This window comes from Massilia oculi (genome assembly GCF_003143515.1).
Lineage (GTDB): Bacteria > Pseudomonadota > Gammaproteobacteria > Burkholderiales > Burkholderiaceae_D > Telluria > Telluria oculi.
On the sequence record NZ_CP029343.1, the window covers coordinates 2,533,050 to 2,550,552 of the forward strand.

Here is a 17,503-nt window from a genome sequence, read left to right on the forward strand (position 1 = left end):
AAATGACAAAGGCGGCCAATGGCCGCCTTTGTCGTTGCCGAGCCGACCGTTCAGGCCAGCGACACCTGCGCCCCGCCCTGCTCCCCCGCATACTTGGACAACGACGCGAAGAACTCGCTGTCATCCCGCGTGTTGCGCCACTCGTCGCCCACACGCTTGTAGTGATAACCGCCCGAGCGCGCCGCCACCCACATTTCCTGCAAGGGCGCCTGGCTGTTGACGATGATCTTGGAGCCGTTATCGATGAACTCGATCTCCAGCACATTGCCGCTGCGCTTGCATTCGACGTCGATCACGTCCTCGTCGTTCAGGCGGTCAAAGGCGTCCTCGATCTGCTTGAGGGTCAGGTCGGCAAGGTCCAAAAATTCGGTTTCGGTCATGCTACACTCCAGAATCTGCTAATCAAACCGTGATTCTAATCGTGAAGTCCTCTCTTGCGCTTCTCCCGGCCGCTGTTTTGCTCGCCGCCCTGTCGGGCTGCGGCCAGACCGGCGACCTGTACATGCCGACGCCGCCCGCCAGGCCCGCATCGGCGCCGCCCGCGGCCCCGGTCGATCAGCCACCCCAGCCCGTCCCTTCGAACAACGCCTCCACCCCTGCACCGCACCGCTGATGTCCTACTTCCCGTACCAAGACGGCGTCCTGCACGCCGAAAACGTTTCGCTGTCCGCCATCGCGGAACAGTTCGGCACGCCGACCTACGTCTACTCGAAAGCCGCCCTGCTCGACAACTTCTCCGCTTACCACGACGCCTGCCAGGGCCGCGACGCCCTCGTCTGCTATGCGATGAAGGCCAACTCGAACCTGGCCGTGCTCGACCTGCTGGCGCGCCAGGGTGCGGGCTTCGACATCGTCTCGGGCGGAGAACTGCTGCGCGTGATCGCGGCCGGCGGCGACCCGGGCAAGACCATTTTTTCAGGCGTCGGCAAGACTGTTGAAGAGATGACCCTCGCGCTGGAAAAAGGCATCCTCTGCTTCAACGTCGAATCGATCCCCGAACTGCACCGCCTCAACGAGGTCGCCGGCACGCTCGGCATGCGCGCCCCGGTCTCGCTGCGCGTCAACCCGAACGTCGACGCCAAGACCCACCCGTATATCGCGACCGGCCTGAAGGCCAACAAGTTCGGCGTGGCCTTCGACGATGCGCTGGACACCTACCGCACCGCCGCGGGCCTGCCGCACCTGGACGTGGTCGGCATCGACTGCCATATCGGCTCGCAGCTGCTGGACGACGCCCCGCTGCTCGAAGCCCTCGATAAGCTGATCGAACTGATCGATACCTTGCATGCCGAAGGCATCCACCTGCACCACCTGGACATCGGCGGCGGCATCGGTGTCGACTACGGCGTGGCCGGCGACAAGCCGCCGGTGCCGGTGGGCGACTATCTGGGCCGCCTGTTCGCGCGCATCGACGCCTGGCGCGCCGAGAAGCACGGCGGCCAGCCGGTCAAGGTGATCTTCGAGCCGGGCCGCTCGATCGTGGCCAACGCCGGCGTGCTGCTGACGAAGACCGAATTCCTCAAACCCGGTGCCGAGAAGAACTTCTGCATCGTCGACGCCGCGATGAACGACCTGATGCGTCCGACCCTGTACCAGGCCTGGATGGGCGTGCAGCCGGTGAGCCCGCGCGATGGCGAAAAACTGGTGTGGGACATCGTCGGCCCCGTGTGCGAGTCGGGCGACTGGCTGGCGCGCGAGCGCGAACTGGCTCTGGCCCAGGGCGACCTGCTGGCCATCATGACGGCCGGCGCCTACGGCATGACGATGGCGTCGAACTACAACACCCGCGGCCGCGCGGCCGAGGTGATCGTCGATGGCGACGTCACCCACCTGGTGCGGCGGCGCGAGACGCCGGCCGAGGTGTTCGCACTCGAGTCGATGATCAAGTAAAAAAAGGCCCGCGCAATGCGGGCCTTTTCCATTTCAGGCGCGCACGGCTTGCGGCTTGCGCCTGACCTGCCAGAACACACGCAATCCCAGCAGCACGGCCACGATGGCACCGAACAGGATCGGCTGCGCAAAGTCGCTCTTGCCCTCTTTCATCCACCAGTAGTGCAGGATCGCCAGCGGACCGATCAAATAGATGAGCCGGTGCAGCCATTGCCAGCGCTTGCCGCCCAAGCGCTTGATCATGCCATTGGTCGACGTGGCCGCCAGCGGGATCAGGAGCACGAAGGCGATGAAGCCGACCAGGATGAACGGCCGTTTCACCACGTCGGCCAGCATCGCGGCGACGTCGAAGAAATGGTCGAACCACAGGAAGGCGATGAAGTGCACGAATGCATAGAAAAAGGTAAACAGGCCGACCATGCGCCGCAGCTTCACCAGCCAGTTCCAGCCCGTCAGGCGCCGCAGCGGCGTGACCGCCAGCGTGACGCACAGGAAGTACAGCGCCCACTCGCCGCTGCCCTTGGTGATCGCCGCCAGCGGATCGGTGAAGGCGCCGGTCGCCGTCCCCCACACCAGGCGCGCGAAGGGCAGCAGCGCCAGCACGAAGATGGCGGCCTTGAGCCACCCAACCTGTTTATTGGAAAGCTGGAGCGCCATCAGTAATAGCGCTTCAGGTCCATGCCCGTGTACAGCGAGGCGACCTGGTCATAGCCGTTGAACATCAGCGTCTTGCGCTTGGGCTGGAACAGGCCGGTCTCGCCGATGCGCCGCTCGCTCGCCTGCGACCAGCGCGGATGGTCGACGTTCGGATTCACGTTCGAATAGAAGCCGTATTCGCGCGGCGCCGAGTCGTTCCAGGCGGTGCGCGGCTGGCGCGACACCAGGCGGATGCGCACGATCGACTTGGCCGACTTGAAACCGTATTTCCAGGGCACGACGAGGCGCACCGGCGCGCCGTTCTGGTTCGGCAGCACCTGGCCGTACATCCCCATGCCCAGCAGGGTGAGCGGGTGCATGGCTTCGTCGATGCGCAAGCCCTCGACATAGGGCCAGTCGAGCACGCCGCTGCGCAGGCCCGGCATCTGCTTGCGGTCGGCCAGGGTGGTGAATTCGACGAATTTGGCGTTGCCGGTCGGCTCCACCTGCTTGAGCAGGTTCGACAGCGAATAGCCGATCCAGGGAATGACCATCGACCAGCCTTCGACGCAGCGCAGGCGGTAGATGCGTTCCTCGAGCGGCGCCAGCTTGAGCAGGCCGTCGATGTCGAGCGTGAGCGGCTTGTTGACCTCGCCCTCGATGCGCACGGTCCAGGGGCGCGTGACCAGCGTGTGCGCGTTCCTGGCGGGATCGTCCTTGTCGAGGCCGAATTCGTAGAAATTGTTGTAGCCGGCGGCGTCCTTGAACGGCGTCTGTTTCTCGTCGGTGGACAGCGCCACGTTGGGGCGCGCCGCCAGCTTCTGGGCGGGGGCGGCCTGGGCGAAGGCCTCGCGATTGGCCATCTCCCACATGCCGCTGCCGACGGCGGCCGTGGCCGCCATGCGGGTAATGAATTGGCGCCGCCCTTCGTACACCGCTTGCGGCGTGATCTCGGACGGGAACGGGAGGTCGATCCCGTTCGGATTGCGTTTGAAGAGCATGGCTGGCCTCACGAACTATTGATGCTTCAACATTACACCAAGTTCCCTTAAGCCAGCGTTAGGGTGGTTTACAGCTCGCCGTACGAGTGCAGTCCCGACAGGAACATGTTTACGCCCAGGAAGGCGAAGGTGGTCACCAGCAGGCCCACCAGCGCCCACCAGGCCGCCACGCGGCCGCGCAGGCCGGTCATGAGGCGCATGTGCAGCCAGGCCGCGTAATTGAGCCAGACGATCAGGGCCCAGGTCTCTTTCGGGTCCCACGACCAGTAGCCGCCCCAGGCCTCGGCCGCCCACAGGGCGCCCAGGATGGTGGCCACGGTGAAGAAGGCGAAGCCGATCGAGATCGACTTGTACATCACGTCGTCCAGCACCTCGAACGACGGCAGGCGGTCGGCCAGGATGCCGTGCGACTTGAGCAGATAGGCGCTGGCGACCATCGCCGCCAGGGCGAAGGTGCCGTAGCCGATGAAGTTGGCCGGAACGTGGATCTTCATCCACCAGCTCTGCAGCGCCGGGACCAGCGGCTGGATCTGGGCGGCGTCGCGCGACACGGTGTACCACAGCAGGAAGCCGACCGCAGCGGCGATGATCAGCATCACGAACGGACCCAGCTGGCGGGTGGCGTAGTGTTCCTCATAGTACAGGTGGAACATCGCGGTGATGATGGCGAACAGGATGAACACTTCGTACAGGTTCGAGACCGGGATGTGGCCGACGTCCGGTCCGATCAGGTAGCTTTCGTACCAGCGCACCATCATGCCGACCGAGCCGATCACGATCGCGGCCCAGCACAGGTTGGCGCCGACGCTGCCGCCGAACTTGCCGCGGCTGAACAGGCCGACCCAGTAGAACACGGTCGAGAACATGAACAGCGCGCTCATCCATAGAATGGCGGAGCCGCTCGACAGCATGTATTTGAGGAAGAATTTCTGCTCGGCCGCCGCCAGGTTGCCGTCGTACATCGATATCGCGGCCAGGGACAGCACGCCGACCAGCGAAAACAGCCAGCGCATCGGCTTCCAGTACCAGCCCAGCGCAGCGAATACCGGCGCGGCGCAGATCAGGATCGCCTCTTCATAGATATCCATGAAATGGCCGTACTGGATTTGCGCGTACAGGGCCGCGGCAAGCAGCGCGATGCCGTACAGCCAGTCGGCCGCGGTCAGGCGGCGGAAGTAGCCGACCTTTTCCTGGTATTTATCCAGCGAGCGCGCCGGGGCGCTGTTTTTCGTTTGGGACAGTTCCATCATTTTCTCCAGATCGTCGCCAGCTTACGCCGGTTGCGGCAGCTTGGCCGACAATTCCTCGTATTCACGCTCGAAATCGAGCGTCTTGCGCTGGGTGCTCATCGCCATCAGGGCCTCGGCCCCTCCATCTACGTCGCGCACCCAGATCCAGACGCGACGCTCGCGAATATAGAACATCGCGAACACGCCCAGCGTCAGCAGCAGGCAACCGAAGTAGACCACATTCTTGCCCGGCGAACGCGTCATCTGCAGCACTGAAGCTTTTACTTCGGTGAAATCGTCCAGCTGCAAATACACCGGCGCGCCGTACAGGAAGCTGTCCGACAGGGCGTTGGTGGCCAGTTGCAGGAAGCGGCCATTCTCGTCGGTCGGTTCGGCGGCGGCGTCGCCGTTCTTCTCGCGCGCCACCTGCCACAGTTCCCACAGCGCGCCGTTGAGCATCTTCATGAAGATGCCGGCCGCCTTTTCCTGCTCGGCCTGCGGGATCTGTTCCAGGAAGCGGGCCACGCCGACGAAACCGCCGCGGCCGTCGGCGCCGGCGAAGATGTCGAGCGTGCGCGCGGCCGAATCCTTCAATTGGCCGGCCAACGCGCCGCCGCCGCGCTGATCCGCACTCAGCGCGCGGCTGGCGTAGCGGGCGGCCGCCTCCTGGCGCGCGGCCGGGTCGGACAGCGCCGCGCGCAGGCGCATCCAGTCGCCCACGCCGTGGCGCTCGTCGGACGGGATGCGCAGGAAGCTGAAGTTCTCGGACGGATTCGAGCGCACGCCGGCCAGGTAGACCTGGGTGCCCTCGAGGGTCAGCGGCTGCATGTAGTTCATGTACTCGCGCGCCTGGCCCGTGTGGTCGCGCAGCTTGTATTGCACGCTGGGGCCGACGTTCTTCAGGTCCTTGTTGGCGTCCGGGTCGGCCGCCGCGCCGGACGCCTTGCCCAGCGTCGCGCTCAGTTGCGCATTGAGCGATGTGTTCTTGCTCACCGCGCGGGTGTCATTGCCCTGGGCAATGTTCTCGACATTGAAGGGACGGAAGCCCGACCACTCGACGGCATAGGTATCCTTGCCGAACTTGAGCTCGGTCGCGCCATTGACTTCACCCTCGATCGGGAAGCTGGCCGCGCTGGCGCCCGTCATCGGGAAGCCGGTCAGCCTGAGTTTGCTGCCGCCATCGTCAAAGCTCGACTGGTAGACGGCGATGCCCTTGTAGATCAGCGGATGGTTGACCTTGATCGTCGATTCGAATGTGTGGCCGTTTTCCAGGTCGTGCACCACCACATCGCTGGCGAACAGCTTGGGCATGCCGGTCGAATAGAACTCGATGTGGAATTTCTTGAGCTCGATCCCGAACGGCAATTCCTGCACCAGCACGCCGGACGGCTGGTTCAGGATCGCGGTATGGCTGGTCTGGCCCTCGGCGATCGCGGTATTGCCGCGGAAGCTGGGATTGCCCGTGCCCAGGCGATGCTGGGCCGGGATCTCGGCGATCACGCCGCTGCCGGTGAAGGGCGTCGTGCCGAAGAACCATTGCTGGGCACGCACGGGGAGTTCCGAATCCAGCATGCCACCCAGCAAGATCACGATGATCGAGGTATGGGCGAAGATATAGCCGAACTTGTTGCCGGCGCCCTTCTTGGCCGACACCAGGATGGCGCCGTCTTTTTCCACGACCCTGGTGGCATAGCCGGCGTGGCGCAGGCGCAGCGCGCTTTGCTCGGCCAGCTCGGCGCGCGCCAGCGGCGCCTGCCACTCAGCCTTGTGGTGGAAATTGCGCAGCGAATCGACGCGCACGTTTTCGCGCCAGCTGCGCATATCGCGCAGCATCTTCGGCGTGTTGCGCACCACGCACAGCGCGGTCGAGACGATCAGCACCACCAGGATGACCAGGAACCACCAGCTCGAATAGACGTTGTACAGGCCAAGCTTGTCGAAGATCTCGAACCAGAACGGTCCGAACTGGTTGACGTAATTGGGCATCGGCTCGTTCTGCTTGAGCACGGTGCCAATGACGGAGGCGATGGAGATGATGGTGAGCAGGCTGATCGCGAAGCGCATCGACGAGATCAGCTCGACCGCCTCGGCCAGCCAGCGGCGGCGGGTGTTCAGTTCAATTCCGGTGGTACTCATACTCTACGACTTTCATCCTGCGCGAAAAACTGCAACGCGCGTGGAAAAAAGGGCGTCAGCTCGACGCTGCCGCCCTCTTCCGTTCATCTCATGCTCATGCGTAGCGCTAAAGCGACACTTTTAGCGTAAGCCGGCGATATAGTCGGCCACCGCCCGCATCTCTTCCGGCGACATCCGCTGCGACAACACCGTCATCTGCGGGCTGTTGGCGCGGGCGCCGGTCTTGAATGCTTCCAGCTGGGCGGTGGTGTAATCCTGGTGCTGGCCGGCCAGGCGCGGGTATTGCGCCGGGATGCCGTTGGCGGTGGCGCCGTGGCAGCTGGCGCAGGCCGCGACGCCTTTTTCCGCGATGCCGCCGCGGTAGATCTTGCGGCCCAGTTCCACGGTCTCCTTGTTTTTCGCCGCGCCAGGCTTGTGCGCCTGCGTCGCGAGCCAGGCTGCGATATCCTTCTTCTCCTGCTCCGTCAGCATCTTGGCATAGGTCGTCATGATCGGCTGCTGGCGGTGCGCGGTCGTGAAGTCGACCAGCTGCTTGTGCGTATACGTCGCGAACTGGCCCGACAGTTTCGGATTGACCGCGATCGTCGAATTGCCGGCCGCGCCGTGGCAGGACAGGCAGGACGGCAGGCCGCGTGCGGCGTCGCCCGCTTCGTACAGGGCGCCGCCCTTGGCTGGATCGGCTTTGACCGCCGGCGCGGTTGCGGCGGACGCCGCCATCGCCGCCGGTAGTCCCCCAAAGACAGTCAGCGAAGTGACCAACAGTGTTTTGAGCAAGGGGGACGTCAACCGATTCATAACTGGCACCTTATAAAGTCAAATTAGAAAGTTCAGTGCAGCGACTTTGATCTACCCGCCGATGGAGGGAGCAGCAATCAACCCCTTATTGTACAATAGCTTTGTTTCTCCAACGCCATTTCATGGCCCTTAATCCCTCTCCCCAATGTCCAGATTATGGCAAGCCCGGTTCTTCACGACCGTTAACCAGTTGCGCGATTTACCAGGCACGCAAGTACCGGAAATCGCCTTCGCCGGGCGCTCGAACGCCGGCAAATCCACAGCGATCAATATCCTGACCAACCAGAAGGGTCTGGCTTTCGCTTCCAAGACGCCTGGCCGTACCCAGCACATCAATTACTTCTCGATCGGCGGCGCCCACGTGGGCCAGCACCGCAAGGACGCGGTCCGGGTCGACGAGATCGAAGCGCTGCTGGTCGACCTGCCGGGTTACGGCTATGCCGAAGTCTCGGGCACCGCCAAGCTGCACTGGCAAAAGCTGCTGGGCGACTACGTCCAGCGCCGCGACCAGCTGGCGGCGCTCATCCTGATCATGGATTCGCGCCGTCCGTTCACCGACCTCGACGTCCAGATGCTGGAATGGTTCGCCCCGACCGGCAAGCCGATCCACTGCATCCTGACCAAGGCCGACAAGCTCAATCGCAACGAGTCGACCAATGCCCTGCGCGAAGCGCGTGCCGTGCTCGACAGCTATGTGGATGAAGACGGCAATGGCTTCCCGTTCACGGTGCAGCTGTTCTCGGCGCTCAAGCGCATCGGCATCGAGGAGGCGGACGCCAGGATCCTGGAATTGGCCGGGCTGAACTCGGAAGAGGAAGAAGCAGGAGACGATATCGGCATTGACGCAAGTGCTGCGCCGTCGGCGGACGACGATAATCCTTCCGCCTGATTTTGCAAGGACGTTCACAGATGACCATGATCACCTCCGCCTATCCGGCGGCCCGCCCGCGCCGCATGCGCCGCGACCCATTCTCGCGCGCCATGATGCGCGAGAACACCATCACCGCCGCCGACCTGATCTACCCGGTGTTCGTGCTCGAAGGCCAGAACCAGCGCCAGCAAGTGGCGTCGATGCCGGGCGTCGAGCGCGTCTCGCTCGACCTGCTGCTGAAGGTCGCCGAAGAATGCGTTGCGCTCGGCATCCCGGCCATGGCCCTGTTCCCGCTGGTCGACCAGTCGGTCAAGACCTATGACGGCATCGAGGCGACCAACCCGGACGGCCTGGTGCCGCGCGTGATCCGCGAACTCAAGAAGAATTTCCCGGAACTGGGCGTCATCAGCGACATCGCGCTCGACCCCTACACCACCCACGGCCAGGACGGCCTGCCGGACGAGAACGGATACATCGTCAATGAAAAGACGATCGAGATGCTGGTGAAGCAGGCGCTCACCCATGCCGAAGCCGGCGTGGACATCGTGGCGCCCTCGGACATGATGGACGGGCGCATCGGCGCGATTCGCAACGCCTTCGAGGCGCAGGGCCACATCCATACCCGCATCATGGCCTATTCGGCCAAGTACGCGTCCGCCTTTTACGGTCCGTTCCGCGACGCCGTGGGTTCCAGCGCCAACCTGGGCAAGGCCGACAAGAACACCTACCAGATGGACCCAGCCAACAGCGACGAGGCGCTGCGCGAAGTGGCGCTCGACCTGGCCGAAGGCGCCGACATGGTGATGGTGAAACCGGGCATGCCCTACCTGGACGTGGTGCGCCGCGTCAAGGACGAGTTCAAGGTGCCGACCTTCGCCTACCAGGTCAGCGGCGAGTACGCGATGCTGAAGGCGGCGGCGCTGAATGGCTGGCTCGATCACGACAAGGTCATGATGGAATCGATGATGGCGTTCAAGCGCGCCGGCGCCGATGGCGTGCTGACGTATTTCGCGCTGGATATCGCGCGCAAGCTGAAAGCGGCTTGATCGCGCCGGACCCATGAAAAAACCGTGCCGAGGCACGGTTTTTTGTTGGCGACGTTGACGCTGCCCTAGCGTGCCGGCACCGGCCTGTAATCCGGGAACATTTCCTTGTACAGGAATTCCACCAGCTGATCGGTATCCTGCGGCCTTGCGCTGAGCTTCACCACACGCCCCAGGCGGTGCGAATCCCACTCGAAATCGCCCTTCTTCTCGCGCCGGATCAGCTCGATCATCTTCTTGATGACGGCGGTCTCGATATCGCGCTCGCTGCCCTGCTCCACCGTCACCGCCGTCAGCCAGCGCCGCTTGAAGCTCGGGTTCCAGCCCCGGAACTTGAGGTCCATGGTATTGAAGGTCTTGTTCGACACCGAGAAGATGCCGCCCGTCTCGTTGCTGTCGTCGGTGCCGCGGCCATTGATGGCGGCGATGTTCGCCAGCGCGTTGCGGGTGCCGCGCGCGGCGTCGCTTTCCTGGGCCGGCACTTCGGCGCCGGTCGGCGCGCCGCGGCGCTCGCGCTGGGCCTTCACATAGGCCGCCATGTCCATGTCGGGCGGCACCTCGGTCGGCGGCTGCTGGCGCTGCGGTTGCGGCGGGGCCGGGGGCGCGGGACGCTCGTCCGGGACCGTGATGGTGTCCGGCAGGCGCTGGACGATGATGCGCTCCTGTTCAACGCGCGGCACCGGCGGCGCCGGCAGGGGACGCGGCGTCGGACGCGGCGCCGATTCGACGGGCGAGGTTTCCTGCAGCGGCGCCACATAGACGACCTGGCTGTCGCCCTGGTCCTCGGAGGCCGGGCGCGCCGTGCGCTGCTCCGGTTCCTTCGGCTCGTAGAACCATAGCAGCACCAGCAACAGGTGAACGGCGAGCGTGCCGGCCACGCCGTAGCGGCTCGGTTTCTTGCGACCGTACTTCATCCCCAGCCCGTAACGCGGCCCCGAGGGCGGCAAGGACTGTCCGCAGTGGGAACACACTTCACTGTCCTGGTCGTAGGTGTGGGAATGGTCACGCAAGATGGATCGGTTTCCTGATAACTACGTCTAAAAAAACGGCAGAGAGCCGCAGTCTAACCGTTTTGCGGCGCAACCGCATCACGCTAGCCGCCCGGCCGCCCCATCCGATCCATTGATGGTTGTTACCAAATGTTTCCGGCCGCCAGTATCGGAACAATAATGTATCCGATACTGGCGGCCGGAAGCCTTTTCTGCCGTGCTGCCCGGCTTATACGGGATGCGCCGGGTGCGCCGACGGGGCCGGATGCGCCGCGTGCTCCTGATCCGCCTTGGCGATCTGTTCGTCGGTCATCGGGCCGGTGCCGCTGTAGCGGTCCAGGTACAGGTAGATCACCGGGGTGATGTACAGGGTGATGACTTGCGAGAAGATCAGGCCGCCGCACACCGCCAGGCCCAGCGGCTGCCGCAGCTCGGCGCCGGCGCCGATGCCCAGCGCGATCGGCAGCGCGCCCATCAGCGCCGCCAGGGTCGTCATCAGGATCGGACGGAAACGCAGGATGCAGGCCTCGCGGATCGCCTCTTGCGGGCTCATGCCCAGGTTGCGCTGGGCGTCGAGCGCGAAGTCGATCATCATGATCGCGTTCTTCTTGACGATGCCGATCAGCATCAGGATGCCGATCATCGCGATCAGGGTCAGGTCCTTGTCGAAAATCCACAAGGTGATCAGGGCGCCGACGGCCGCCGACGGCAGGCCGGCCAGGATGGTCAACGGGTGGATATAGCTCTCGTACAGCACACCCAGCAGCACATAGATGACGCCGACCGCCGTGATGATCAGGATCAGCTGGCTCGACTGCGTGTCCTGGAACACGGCGGCGTCGCCGCCATAGGTGGCGATGACGGAGGCCGGCAGCTTCATCGCGCGGCCCATGTCGTCGATGGCGGCGGTGGCGTCGCCCAGCGATACGCCCGGCGCCAGGTTGAACGACAGGGTGATCGCCTGCAGCTGGCCCTGGTGGTTGACCTGCAGCGGGCCGACCGTGCGGCGCACGCTGGCGATGCTCGACAGCTTCACCAGTTCGCCCGACTTGGAGCGCACCGAGACCCGCGACAGCGCTTCGTCGTAGTAGCGGTCGCTCGCGGCGGCTTCCAGGATCACGTAATAGCTGGCCGCCGTCGAATAGATGGTCGACACCTGGCGCTCGCCGAAGGAGGCGTACATCACGGTCCGGATATCGTCCATTTCCACGCCCAGCAGCGCCGCCTTGTCGCGGTCGATGTCCACCGTCGCCTGCAGCGCCTTGTTCTGCGAGTCGCTGTTGACGTCGCGGAAGCGCTCGTCCTTGCGCATGCCTTCCAGGAATTGCTCGGCCCAGCCGCCGATCTCGCCGCCCGACACGCTCTGCAGCGTGTACTGGTAGCGCGCCTTGCTCTGGCGGCCGCCCAGCTGCAGGTTCTGCTGGGGCGACATGAAGACCTGCACGCCCGGCACCGCGCGGGTGGCCTTGCGCAGGTCGTCGATCACGAGGTCCATCGGCGGACGCTCGCCGCGGTCTTTCAGCACCAGGAACATGCGGCCGGTATTGCCGCCGCCGCTGAACGAGGTCGTGTCCTTCACATAGGGATTGGCGCGGATGATGTCGACCACCTTGCCCTGCAGCTCGGCCAGCGCCATCGACGAGGTGTCTTCCGAGGCCTCGACCATCACGCGGATCTGGCCGATGTCTTCTTCAGGGAAGAAGCCTTTCGGCATGGTCGAATACAGCACGCCGGTCAGCACGAAGGTGCCCGCCGCCAGCATCAGGACGATGAAGCGGAAGCGCAGCGCCAGGTCGAGGGTACGGCCGTAGCCATTGCGTACCCGCGTGAAACCGGCCTCGAAGCGGCGGCCGATCCAGGACATGTCCTTCGGATCGACGTGGCCGCCATCCTTGAGCAGGCGCGAGCACAGCATCGGCACCAGGGTCAGCGAGACCAGGGCCGACACCAGCACGGCGAGGCCGACAATCACGGCGAATTCGCGGAACAGGAGGCCGATCACGCCCGGCATGAAGAAGATCGGAATGAACACCGCCACCAGGGAAATCGAGATCGAAATGATGGTGAAGCCCACTTCGCGCGCGCCGACGAGGGCGGCGGCCATCGGCTTCTTGCCCATCTCCATATGGCGCACGATGTTTTCCAGCACCACGATCGCGTCGTCGACCACCAGGCCGACCGCCAGCGTGATGCCGAGCAGCGAGATGTTGTCCAGGCTGTAGCCGAACCAGTACAGCAGCGACAGCGCGCCCAGCAGCGAGATCGGCACCGTCACCGCCGGGATGAAGGTAGCCGCCGCGCGGTGCAGGAACAGGAAAATCACCAGGATCACCAGCAGCACGGTGCCGGCCAGGGTCAGGTTGACGTCGTGGATCGCCTCGCGGATCGACAGCGAGCGGTCGTTGACGAGTTCGATCTTGATCGAGGCCGGCAGTTGTCCCTCGAAGCGCGGGATCAGCGCGCGCACCGCGTCGACCACCTGGACGGTGTTCGCATTCGGCTGGCGCTGCACCATCAGCGAGATCGAGCGCTCGCCGTTCAGGCTGCCCATGGCCTTGACCGACTGGTAGCTGTCCTGCACCTCGGCGATGTCGCGCAGGCGCACCGGCAGGCCCTCGCGGGTGGCGATGATCAGGTTGGCGAAGTCGGCCGCCCGCATCAGCTGGCCGCCGCCCTGGATGGTCAGCGCCTGGGTCGGGCCGTCGAGGATGCCCAGCGGCGTGTTCGAGTTGGCCGCGCGCAGCGCCGCCGCCAGCTCGTCCATCGAGATATTACGGGCGTTCATCAGGTCGGAACGGGCGCGCACGCGCACGGCGAAACGCTTGCCGCCGTTGATCGAGACCTGCGACACGCCCTGCACGGTCGAGATCGCCGGCGAGATCAGGTTCTCGGCGTAGTCGTTCAGCTCCGACAAGTCCATCGACGGCGAGGTCAGGTGCATGAACAGGATCGGGGCGTCGGCCGGGTTGACCTTGCGGTACGACGGCATCTCGGTCATCTCGAGCGGCAGGCGGCGCTGGGCGACCAGCAGGGCGGCCTGGACGTCCACCGCCGCCTTGTCGACGTCGATCTCGTTGTCGAACTCCAGCACGATATTGGTGTCGCCCTGGGTACTGGTCGAGGTGATCAGCTTGATGCCGGCGATGGTCGAGAACTGCTTCTCGAGCGGCAGCGCGACCGACGACGCCATCGTCTCGGGGCTGGCCCCGGCCAGGTTGGCGTAGACGTTGATGACCGGCGTGTTATAGCTGGGCAGCGCGGCGACCGGGATCTGCATGTACGACAGGATGCCGACCAGCACCAGGCTGAGCGACAGCAGCACCACCATCACCGGACGGCGGATACACAATTCGGACAGATTCATGCCTGTTCGCCCTGCTTGGCTGGCGCCGGCGCGGCGGCCGGCTTGGCGCCCTGCCCGGCCAGGCGCACCTTGCCGCCCGGACGCAGGTTCTGCTTGCCTTCGGTGATGACCTTTTCGTCGCCCTTGAGGCCGGTAACGGCGGCGCGGTCGCCGAAGGCGTACACGCGCTGCACCGGGACCTGGCGCGCCGAGTTCCCCTCACCGAGCACGTAGACGAAGGTGCCGTTGGTCGACGTGATGATGGCGGTCTGCGGGATCACCACCGCATTCGCCAGGGTTTGCACCACCACGTTGGCGGTCACGTACTGGCCCGGCCACAGGGAGGTGTCGCCGTTGGCGAACTCGCCCTTCACACGGATGGTGCCGGCCTGCGGATCGACGGCGTTGTCGATGAAGCTCAGGCGGCCGACGACCGGTGCATCCTCGTCCTTGCCGCTGCCGGCGCTGTTGCCCGAGTTGACGCGCACTTCGACGTTGCCCCGCTTCTGGGCGGACAGCAGCGCGCCGAGCGTCGATTCCGGCAAGGTGAACGAGACGTTGATCGGATCGAGCTGGGTGATGGTGGTGAGCGAGGTGGTCATCTGCACCAGGGCGCCCGGGTGGACGTCGATGGCGCCGACGCGGCCGGCCATCGGTGCGCGGATCGTGGTATAGCTGGCGCTCACTTGCGTGGCGCGGGCCGCCGCCTGGTTCGACTGCACCAGCGCGCGCTGGGCTTCGACCTGGCTGAGCAGGGAATCGAGGGCGCTCTGGGCCAGGAAGTTCTGGGCCACCAGTTCCTGGCTGCGCTTGTACTGGCGCTCCAGGTCGGCAAGGGTGGCGGAATCGCGCGCCACCTGCGCTTCGGCGCGCGCGACGTTGGCCATGTCGGCGCGGTCGTCGAGCGAGAACATCAGCTGGCCTTCCTTGACGAACTGGCCTTCGCGGATATGCACCTTGCGGATCGTCGTAACGGTCTGCGGATGCAGGTTGACCGTCTTCATCGGGGTCACGCTGCCGTTGGCGAACAGTTCGACGCCGACGTCGCGCCGCTCGGGCGTCACCACATTGACGGTCACCGGCGGCGGGCCGCCGGCGCCGCCCGGCCCCTGGGCCGATCCTGCCTCGGCCTTGGCATCATTGCTCTGGTTCAGGTACCAGCCGCCGGCAAGCACCAGCGCCGCGATTCCGGCGATGACGCCGACATTCTTCTTTTTCATTCTCGTCCCTTGCCGCCCGTCGTCGGCGACTCCATCAATGATCGTGGTGGCCATGCCGCCCGCCCTGGAATGAGGGCGGCGCATTGTCCCACAGTGTTGTTACCGCTGCGTGTACCGAGTTGTTCGTTCACGATTTGTTCGGATAGTAGGCCGGCAGCATCAGGGTCACCTCCAGCCCGGCTTCCGGGTGGTTGGCAAGGGTGATGCTGCCGCCGTGCTGCTCCGTGATGTTGCGCGCGATCGTCAGCCCCAGGCCGGTGCCGCCCGATTCGCGCGAACGCGAGGTCTCGACCCGGTAGAACGGGTCGAACACCCGTCCCAGCTCGCTCCGCGGGATGCCCGGTCCGCTGTCGCGGATGCGCACCCGCGCCGTGCCGTTGATGCGGTCGACGCAAACGCGCGCATCGCGGCCGTACTTCACCGCGTTGTCGATCAGGTTGCCCAGGCAGCGGCGCAGGTCGAGCGGCCGGCCCAGCACCGCCATCGTGGCCTTGCCCTGCAGCGTGACGTCCTGGCCGGCGTCGCTGGCGTCGGCGCACACCGCCTCGAGCAGCGAATCGAGGTCCAGCATCTGCATCGCCTCGGTGGTGTCCATGCTGCGCGCCAGCACCAGGCCTTCGCGCACCATTTCCTGCATCGCCGACAGGTCGCCGATCAGGCGTTCCTGCAATTCGTTGTCCGATACTTTCTCGAGCCGCAGGCGCATGCGCGTGAGCGGCGTCTGCAGGTCGTGGGTGATCGCGGCCAGCATCTGCGTGCGCTGGAAGATGTACTGGCGGATGCGCGCCTGCATCGCGTTGAAGGCGGCGCTGGCCTGGCGGATCTCGCTGGCGCCCGTGAGGTCGAGCGGCGGACGGTTGATGTCCTGCCCCAGGTCTTGCGCGGCCTGGGCCAGCTGCTTGAACGGCCGGGTGGTCATGCGCGCCACCAGGTAGGCCAGCACGGCGATGCTGACCATGAACAGGGCCACCAGGATGCGCAGGTCGGTGTCGCCGTCCCGCGCCAGGCGCGGCGGCAGCACCGACAGGCGCAGCTCGGCGCCATCGCGCAGGTGCAGGTTGAGCGATTCGCAGGCGCCGCCATACGCCATGCTGAGCAGGCCGTACATCATCGGCAGGCGCTGCGCGGTGTCACAGGCGGCCGGGCGTGCAGTGACCGATTCGACCCGGTAGCCCTTGCCGAGGCGTGCGGCCAGCTGCTGGGCGAAGGACGTCGCCGGGGCTGCCTCAGGCTGGGTGTCGGCGACTGCGAGTTCCAGGCCGGGGCGGTTGGCGACGTCGAGATAGATCGAGCGCGCCTCGGCCGGCACGATCTCGGTGGCCATGACCAGCTGCTCGGCGCGCTCGAGCCTGTGCTGCTCGAGCTGGCGCTCCCAGTCGCGCCAGCGCTGGTAGTCGGCCGCCAGCTGGATCAGCGCGGCCGAGATCCACACGCCCAGCAGCAGCGTGAGGAACACCCGGCCCGTCATCGACCCGAAGAAATCCTTCACGCCGCCGGCTCCACCGTCACCTGGCCGGCCAGCACGTAGCCGCCGTTGCGGACCGTCTTGATGATCTGGGGCATGCGCGCATCCTCGCCCAGCTTCTGGCGCAGGCGGCTGATCTGGATGTCGATCGAGCGGTCGAACGGGTCGGCGTCGCGCCCTTGCGTGAGGTTGAGCAGCTGGTCGCGGTTCAGCACCCGATTCGGATGCTCGAGGAACACGCGCAGCAGGCGGAATTCGGCGCCAGAAAGCATGATCACGATGCCGTCCGGGTTCAGCAGGTGGCGCGCGGTGAGGTCGAGCGTCCAGCCCGAGAAGCGCATCTGCTGCACGTTCTCGGACGGCGTGTTGGACGGCATGGCGTGCGAGCGGCGCAGCACGCTGCGGATGCGCGCCAGCAGCTCGCGCGGCTCGAAGGGCTTGGGCAGGTAGTCGTCGGCGCCCATCTCGAGGCCGAGGATGCGGTCCAGCGGCTCGTTGCGGGCGGTCAGCATGATGACCGGCAGGGTCGAGGTGGCGCGCAGCTTGCGGCACAGGGTCAGGCCGTCGTCGCCGGGCATGTTCAGGTCGAGCACGATGAGGTCGGGCCGGGTTTCGTCGAGCGCCTTCCACATCGCCGTGCCGTCGGCGGCGGCCAGCGTCCGGTAGCCGTTCGACTCGAGGTAGTCGGCCAGCAGCGTCCGGATGTCGCGGTCATCGTCGACGATCAGAATCGTAGAGGGAGTATCCATAACCGCAATTATCCGAGTTTATGACCAGCCCGGAGGAGCATTTTGTATCGCTGTGTATAAGCCAATCGGCCCGAAACATATTGATACAATGTATGCGGCAGGGGAAACCCCGCGGTTACAGTTTGTGCGCAAGATG

15 protein-coding genes are annotated in these 17,503 nt (G+C 65.2%); 4 read left to right on the plus strand and 11 right to left on the minus strand.

Annotated features, from left to right (window positions below):
- Window positions 1-50: 50 nt before the first annotated feature.
- The gene (gene cyaY / locus DIR46_RS11690) at window positions 51-380 is read right to left on the minus strand and encodes an iron donor protein CyaY (RefSeq protein ID WP_109345384.1); all 330 of its coding nucleotides are present in this window, start codon (window positions 378-380) and stop codon (window positions 51-53) included.
- Window positions 381-421: 41 nt separating this feature from the next.
- Between cyaY and lptM the strand changes: the two genes are divergently transcribed.
- Complete coding sequence (lptM, locus tag DIR46_RS11695; protein WP_109348002.1) at window positions 422-613, plus strand: LPS translocon maturation chaperone LptM; 192 nt, start codon at window positions 422-424, stop codon at window positions 611-613.
- Window positions 613-1,890, plus strand: coding sequence for a diaminopimelate decarboxylase (gene lysA, locus DIR46_RS11700; RefSeq protein WP_109345385.1), 1,278 nt, complete (start codon window positions 613-615; stop codon window positions 1,888-1,890). Before lptM ends, lysA begins: the two co-directional genes overlap by 1 nt.
- Window positions 1,891-1,923: 33 nt before the next feature.
- Here the strand turns inward: lysA and msrQ are convergent, their stop codons facing one another.
- The 5 genes from msrQ to DIR46_RS11725 form a co-directional block, all read right to left on the minus strand.
- Entirely contained in the window at window positions 1,924-2,547 is a 624-nt protein-coding gene (gene msrQ, locus DIR46_RS11705; protein ID WP_109345386.1) for a protein-methionine-sulfoxide reductase heme-binding subunit MsrQ, read from the minus strand.
- Window positions 2,547-3,527: a protein-methionine-sulfoxide reductase catalytic subunit MsrP gene (gene msrP, locus DIR46_RS11710; protein ID WP_109345387.1), complete on the minus strand. Its 981-nt coding sequence runs from the start codon at window positions 3,525-3,527 to the stop codon at window positions 2,547-2,549. Before msrP ends, msrQ begins: the two co-directional genes overlap by 1 nt.
- Before the next feature lie 68 nt (window positions 3,528-3,595).
- Window positions 3,596-4,774 (minus strand): c-type cytochrome biogenesis protein CcsB, encoded by a 1,179-nt coding sequence (gene ccsB, locus DIR46_RS11715; protein ID WP_109345388.1) that lies wholly within the window; start codon window positions 4,772-4,774, stop codon window positions 3,596-3,598.
- Between the two features lie 24 nt (window positions 4,775-4,798).
- Window positions 4,799-6,892, minus strand: coding sequence for a cytochrome c biogenesis protein ResB (locus DIR46_RS11720; protein ID WP_109345389.1), 2,094 nt, complete (start codon window positions 6,890-6,892; stop codon window positions 4,799-4,801).
- 120 nt (window positions 6,893-7,012) lie between these two features.
- On the minus strand, window positions 7,013-7,687 hold the full coding sequence (locus tag DIR46_RS11725) for a c-type cytochrome (protein WP_109345390.1): 675 nt from the start codon (window positions 7,685-7,687) through the stop codon (window positions 7,013-7,015).
- Window positions 7,688-7,832: 145 nt separating this feature from the next.
- On the opposite strand from DIR46_RS11725, the gene yihA reads away from it, so the two are divergent.
- Both yihA and hemB read left to right on the plus strand, forming a co-directional pair.
- Window positions 7,833-8,576: a ribosome biogenesis GTP-binding protein YihA/YsxC gene (gene yihA / locus DIR46_RS11730; RefSeq protein ID WP_109345391.1), complete on the plus strand. Its 744-nt coding sequence runs from the start codon at window positions 7,833-7,835 to the stop codon at window positions 8,574-8,576.
- A gap of 20 nt (window positions 8,577-8,596) precedes the next feature.
- Window positions 8,597-9,604 (plus strand): porphobilinogen synthase, encoded by a 1,008-nt coding sequence (hemB, locus tag DIR46_RS11735; RefSeq protein ID WP_109345392.1) that lies wholly within the window; start codon window positions 8,597-8,599, stop codon window positions 9,602-9,604.
- A gap of 65 nt (window positions 9,605-9,669) precedes the next feature.
- Here the strand turns inward: hemB and DIR46_RS11740 are convergent, their stop codons facing one another.
- The 5 genes from DIR46_RS11740 to DIR46_RS11760 all read right to left on the minus strand — a co-directional run bounded on the left by DIR46_RS11740 (window position 9,670) and on the right by DIR46_RS11760 (window position 17,367).
- Window positions 9,670-10,611, minus strand: coding sequence for a hypothetical protein (locus DIR46_RS11740; protein ID WP_109345393.1), 942 nt, complete (start codon window positions 10,609-10,611; stop codon window positions 9,670-9,672).
- Window positions 10,612-10,819: 208 nt separating this feature from the next.
- Window positions 10,820-13,954 carry an efflux RND transporter permease subunit gene (locus DIR46_RS11745; protein ID WP_109345394.1) on the minus strand — a complete coding sequence of 1,045 codons (3,135 nt, stop codon included), beginning with the start codon at window positions 13,952-13,954 and terminating at the stop codon, window positions 10,820-10,822.
- Window positions 13,951-15,153: an efflux RND transporter periplasmic adaptor subunit gene (locus tag DIR46_RS11750; protein ID WP_109345395.1), complete on the minus strand. Its 1,203-nt coding sequence runs from the start codon at window positions 15,151-15,153 to the stop codon at window positions 13,951-13,953. Before DIR46_RS11750 ends, DIR46_RS11745 begins: the two co-directional genes overlap by 4 nt.
- A 127-nt stretch (window positions 15,154-15,280) precedes the next feature.
- The gene (locus tag DIR46_RS11755; protein ID WP_109345396.1) at window positions 15,281-16,642 is read right to left on the minus strand and encodes an ATP-binding protein; all 1,362 of its coding nucleotides are present in this window, start codon (window positions 16,640-16,642) and stop codon (window positions 15,281-15,283) included.
- Window positions 16,639-17,367 (minus strand): response regulator, encoded by a 729-nt coding sequence (locus DIR46_RS11760; RefSeq protein WP_109345397.1) that lies wholly within the window; start codon window positions 17,365-17,367, stop codon window positions 16,639-16,641. The genes DIR46_RS11755 and DIR46_RS11760 overlap by 4 nt, the downstream gene beginning before the upstream one ends.
- Window positions 17,368-17,503: the final 136 nt, after the last annotated feature.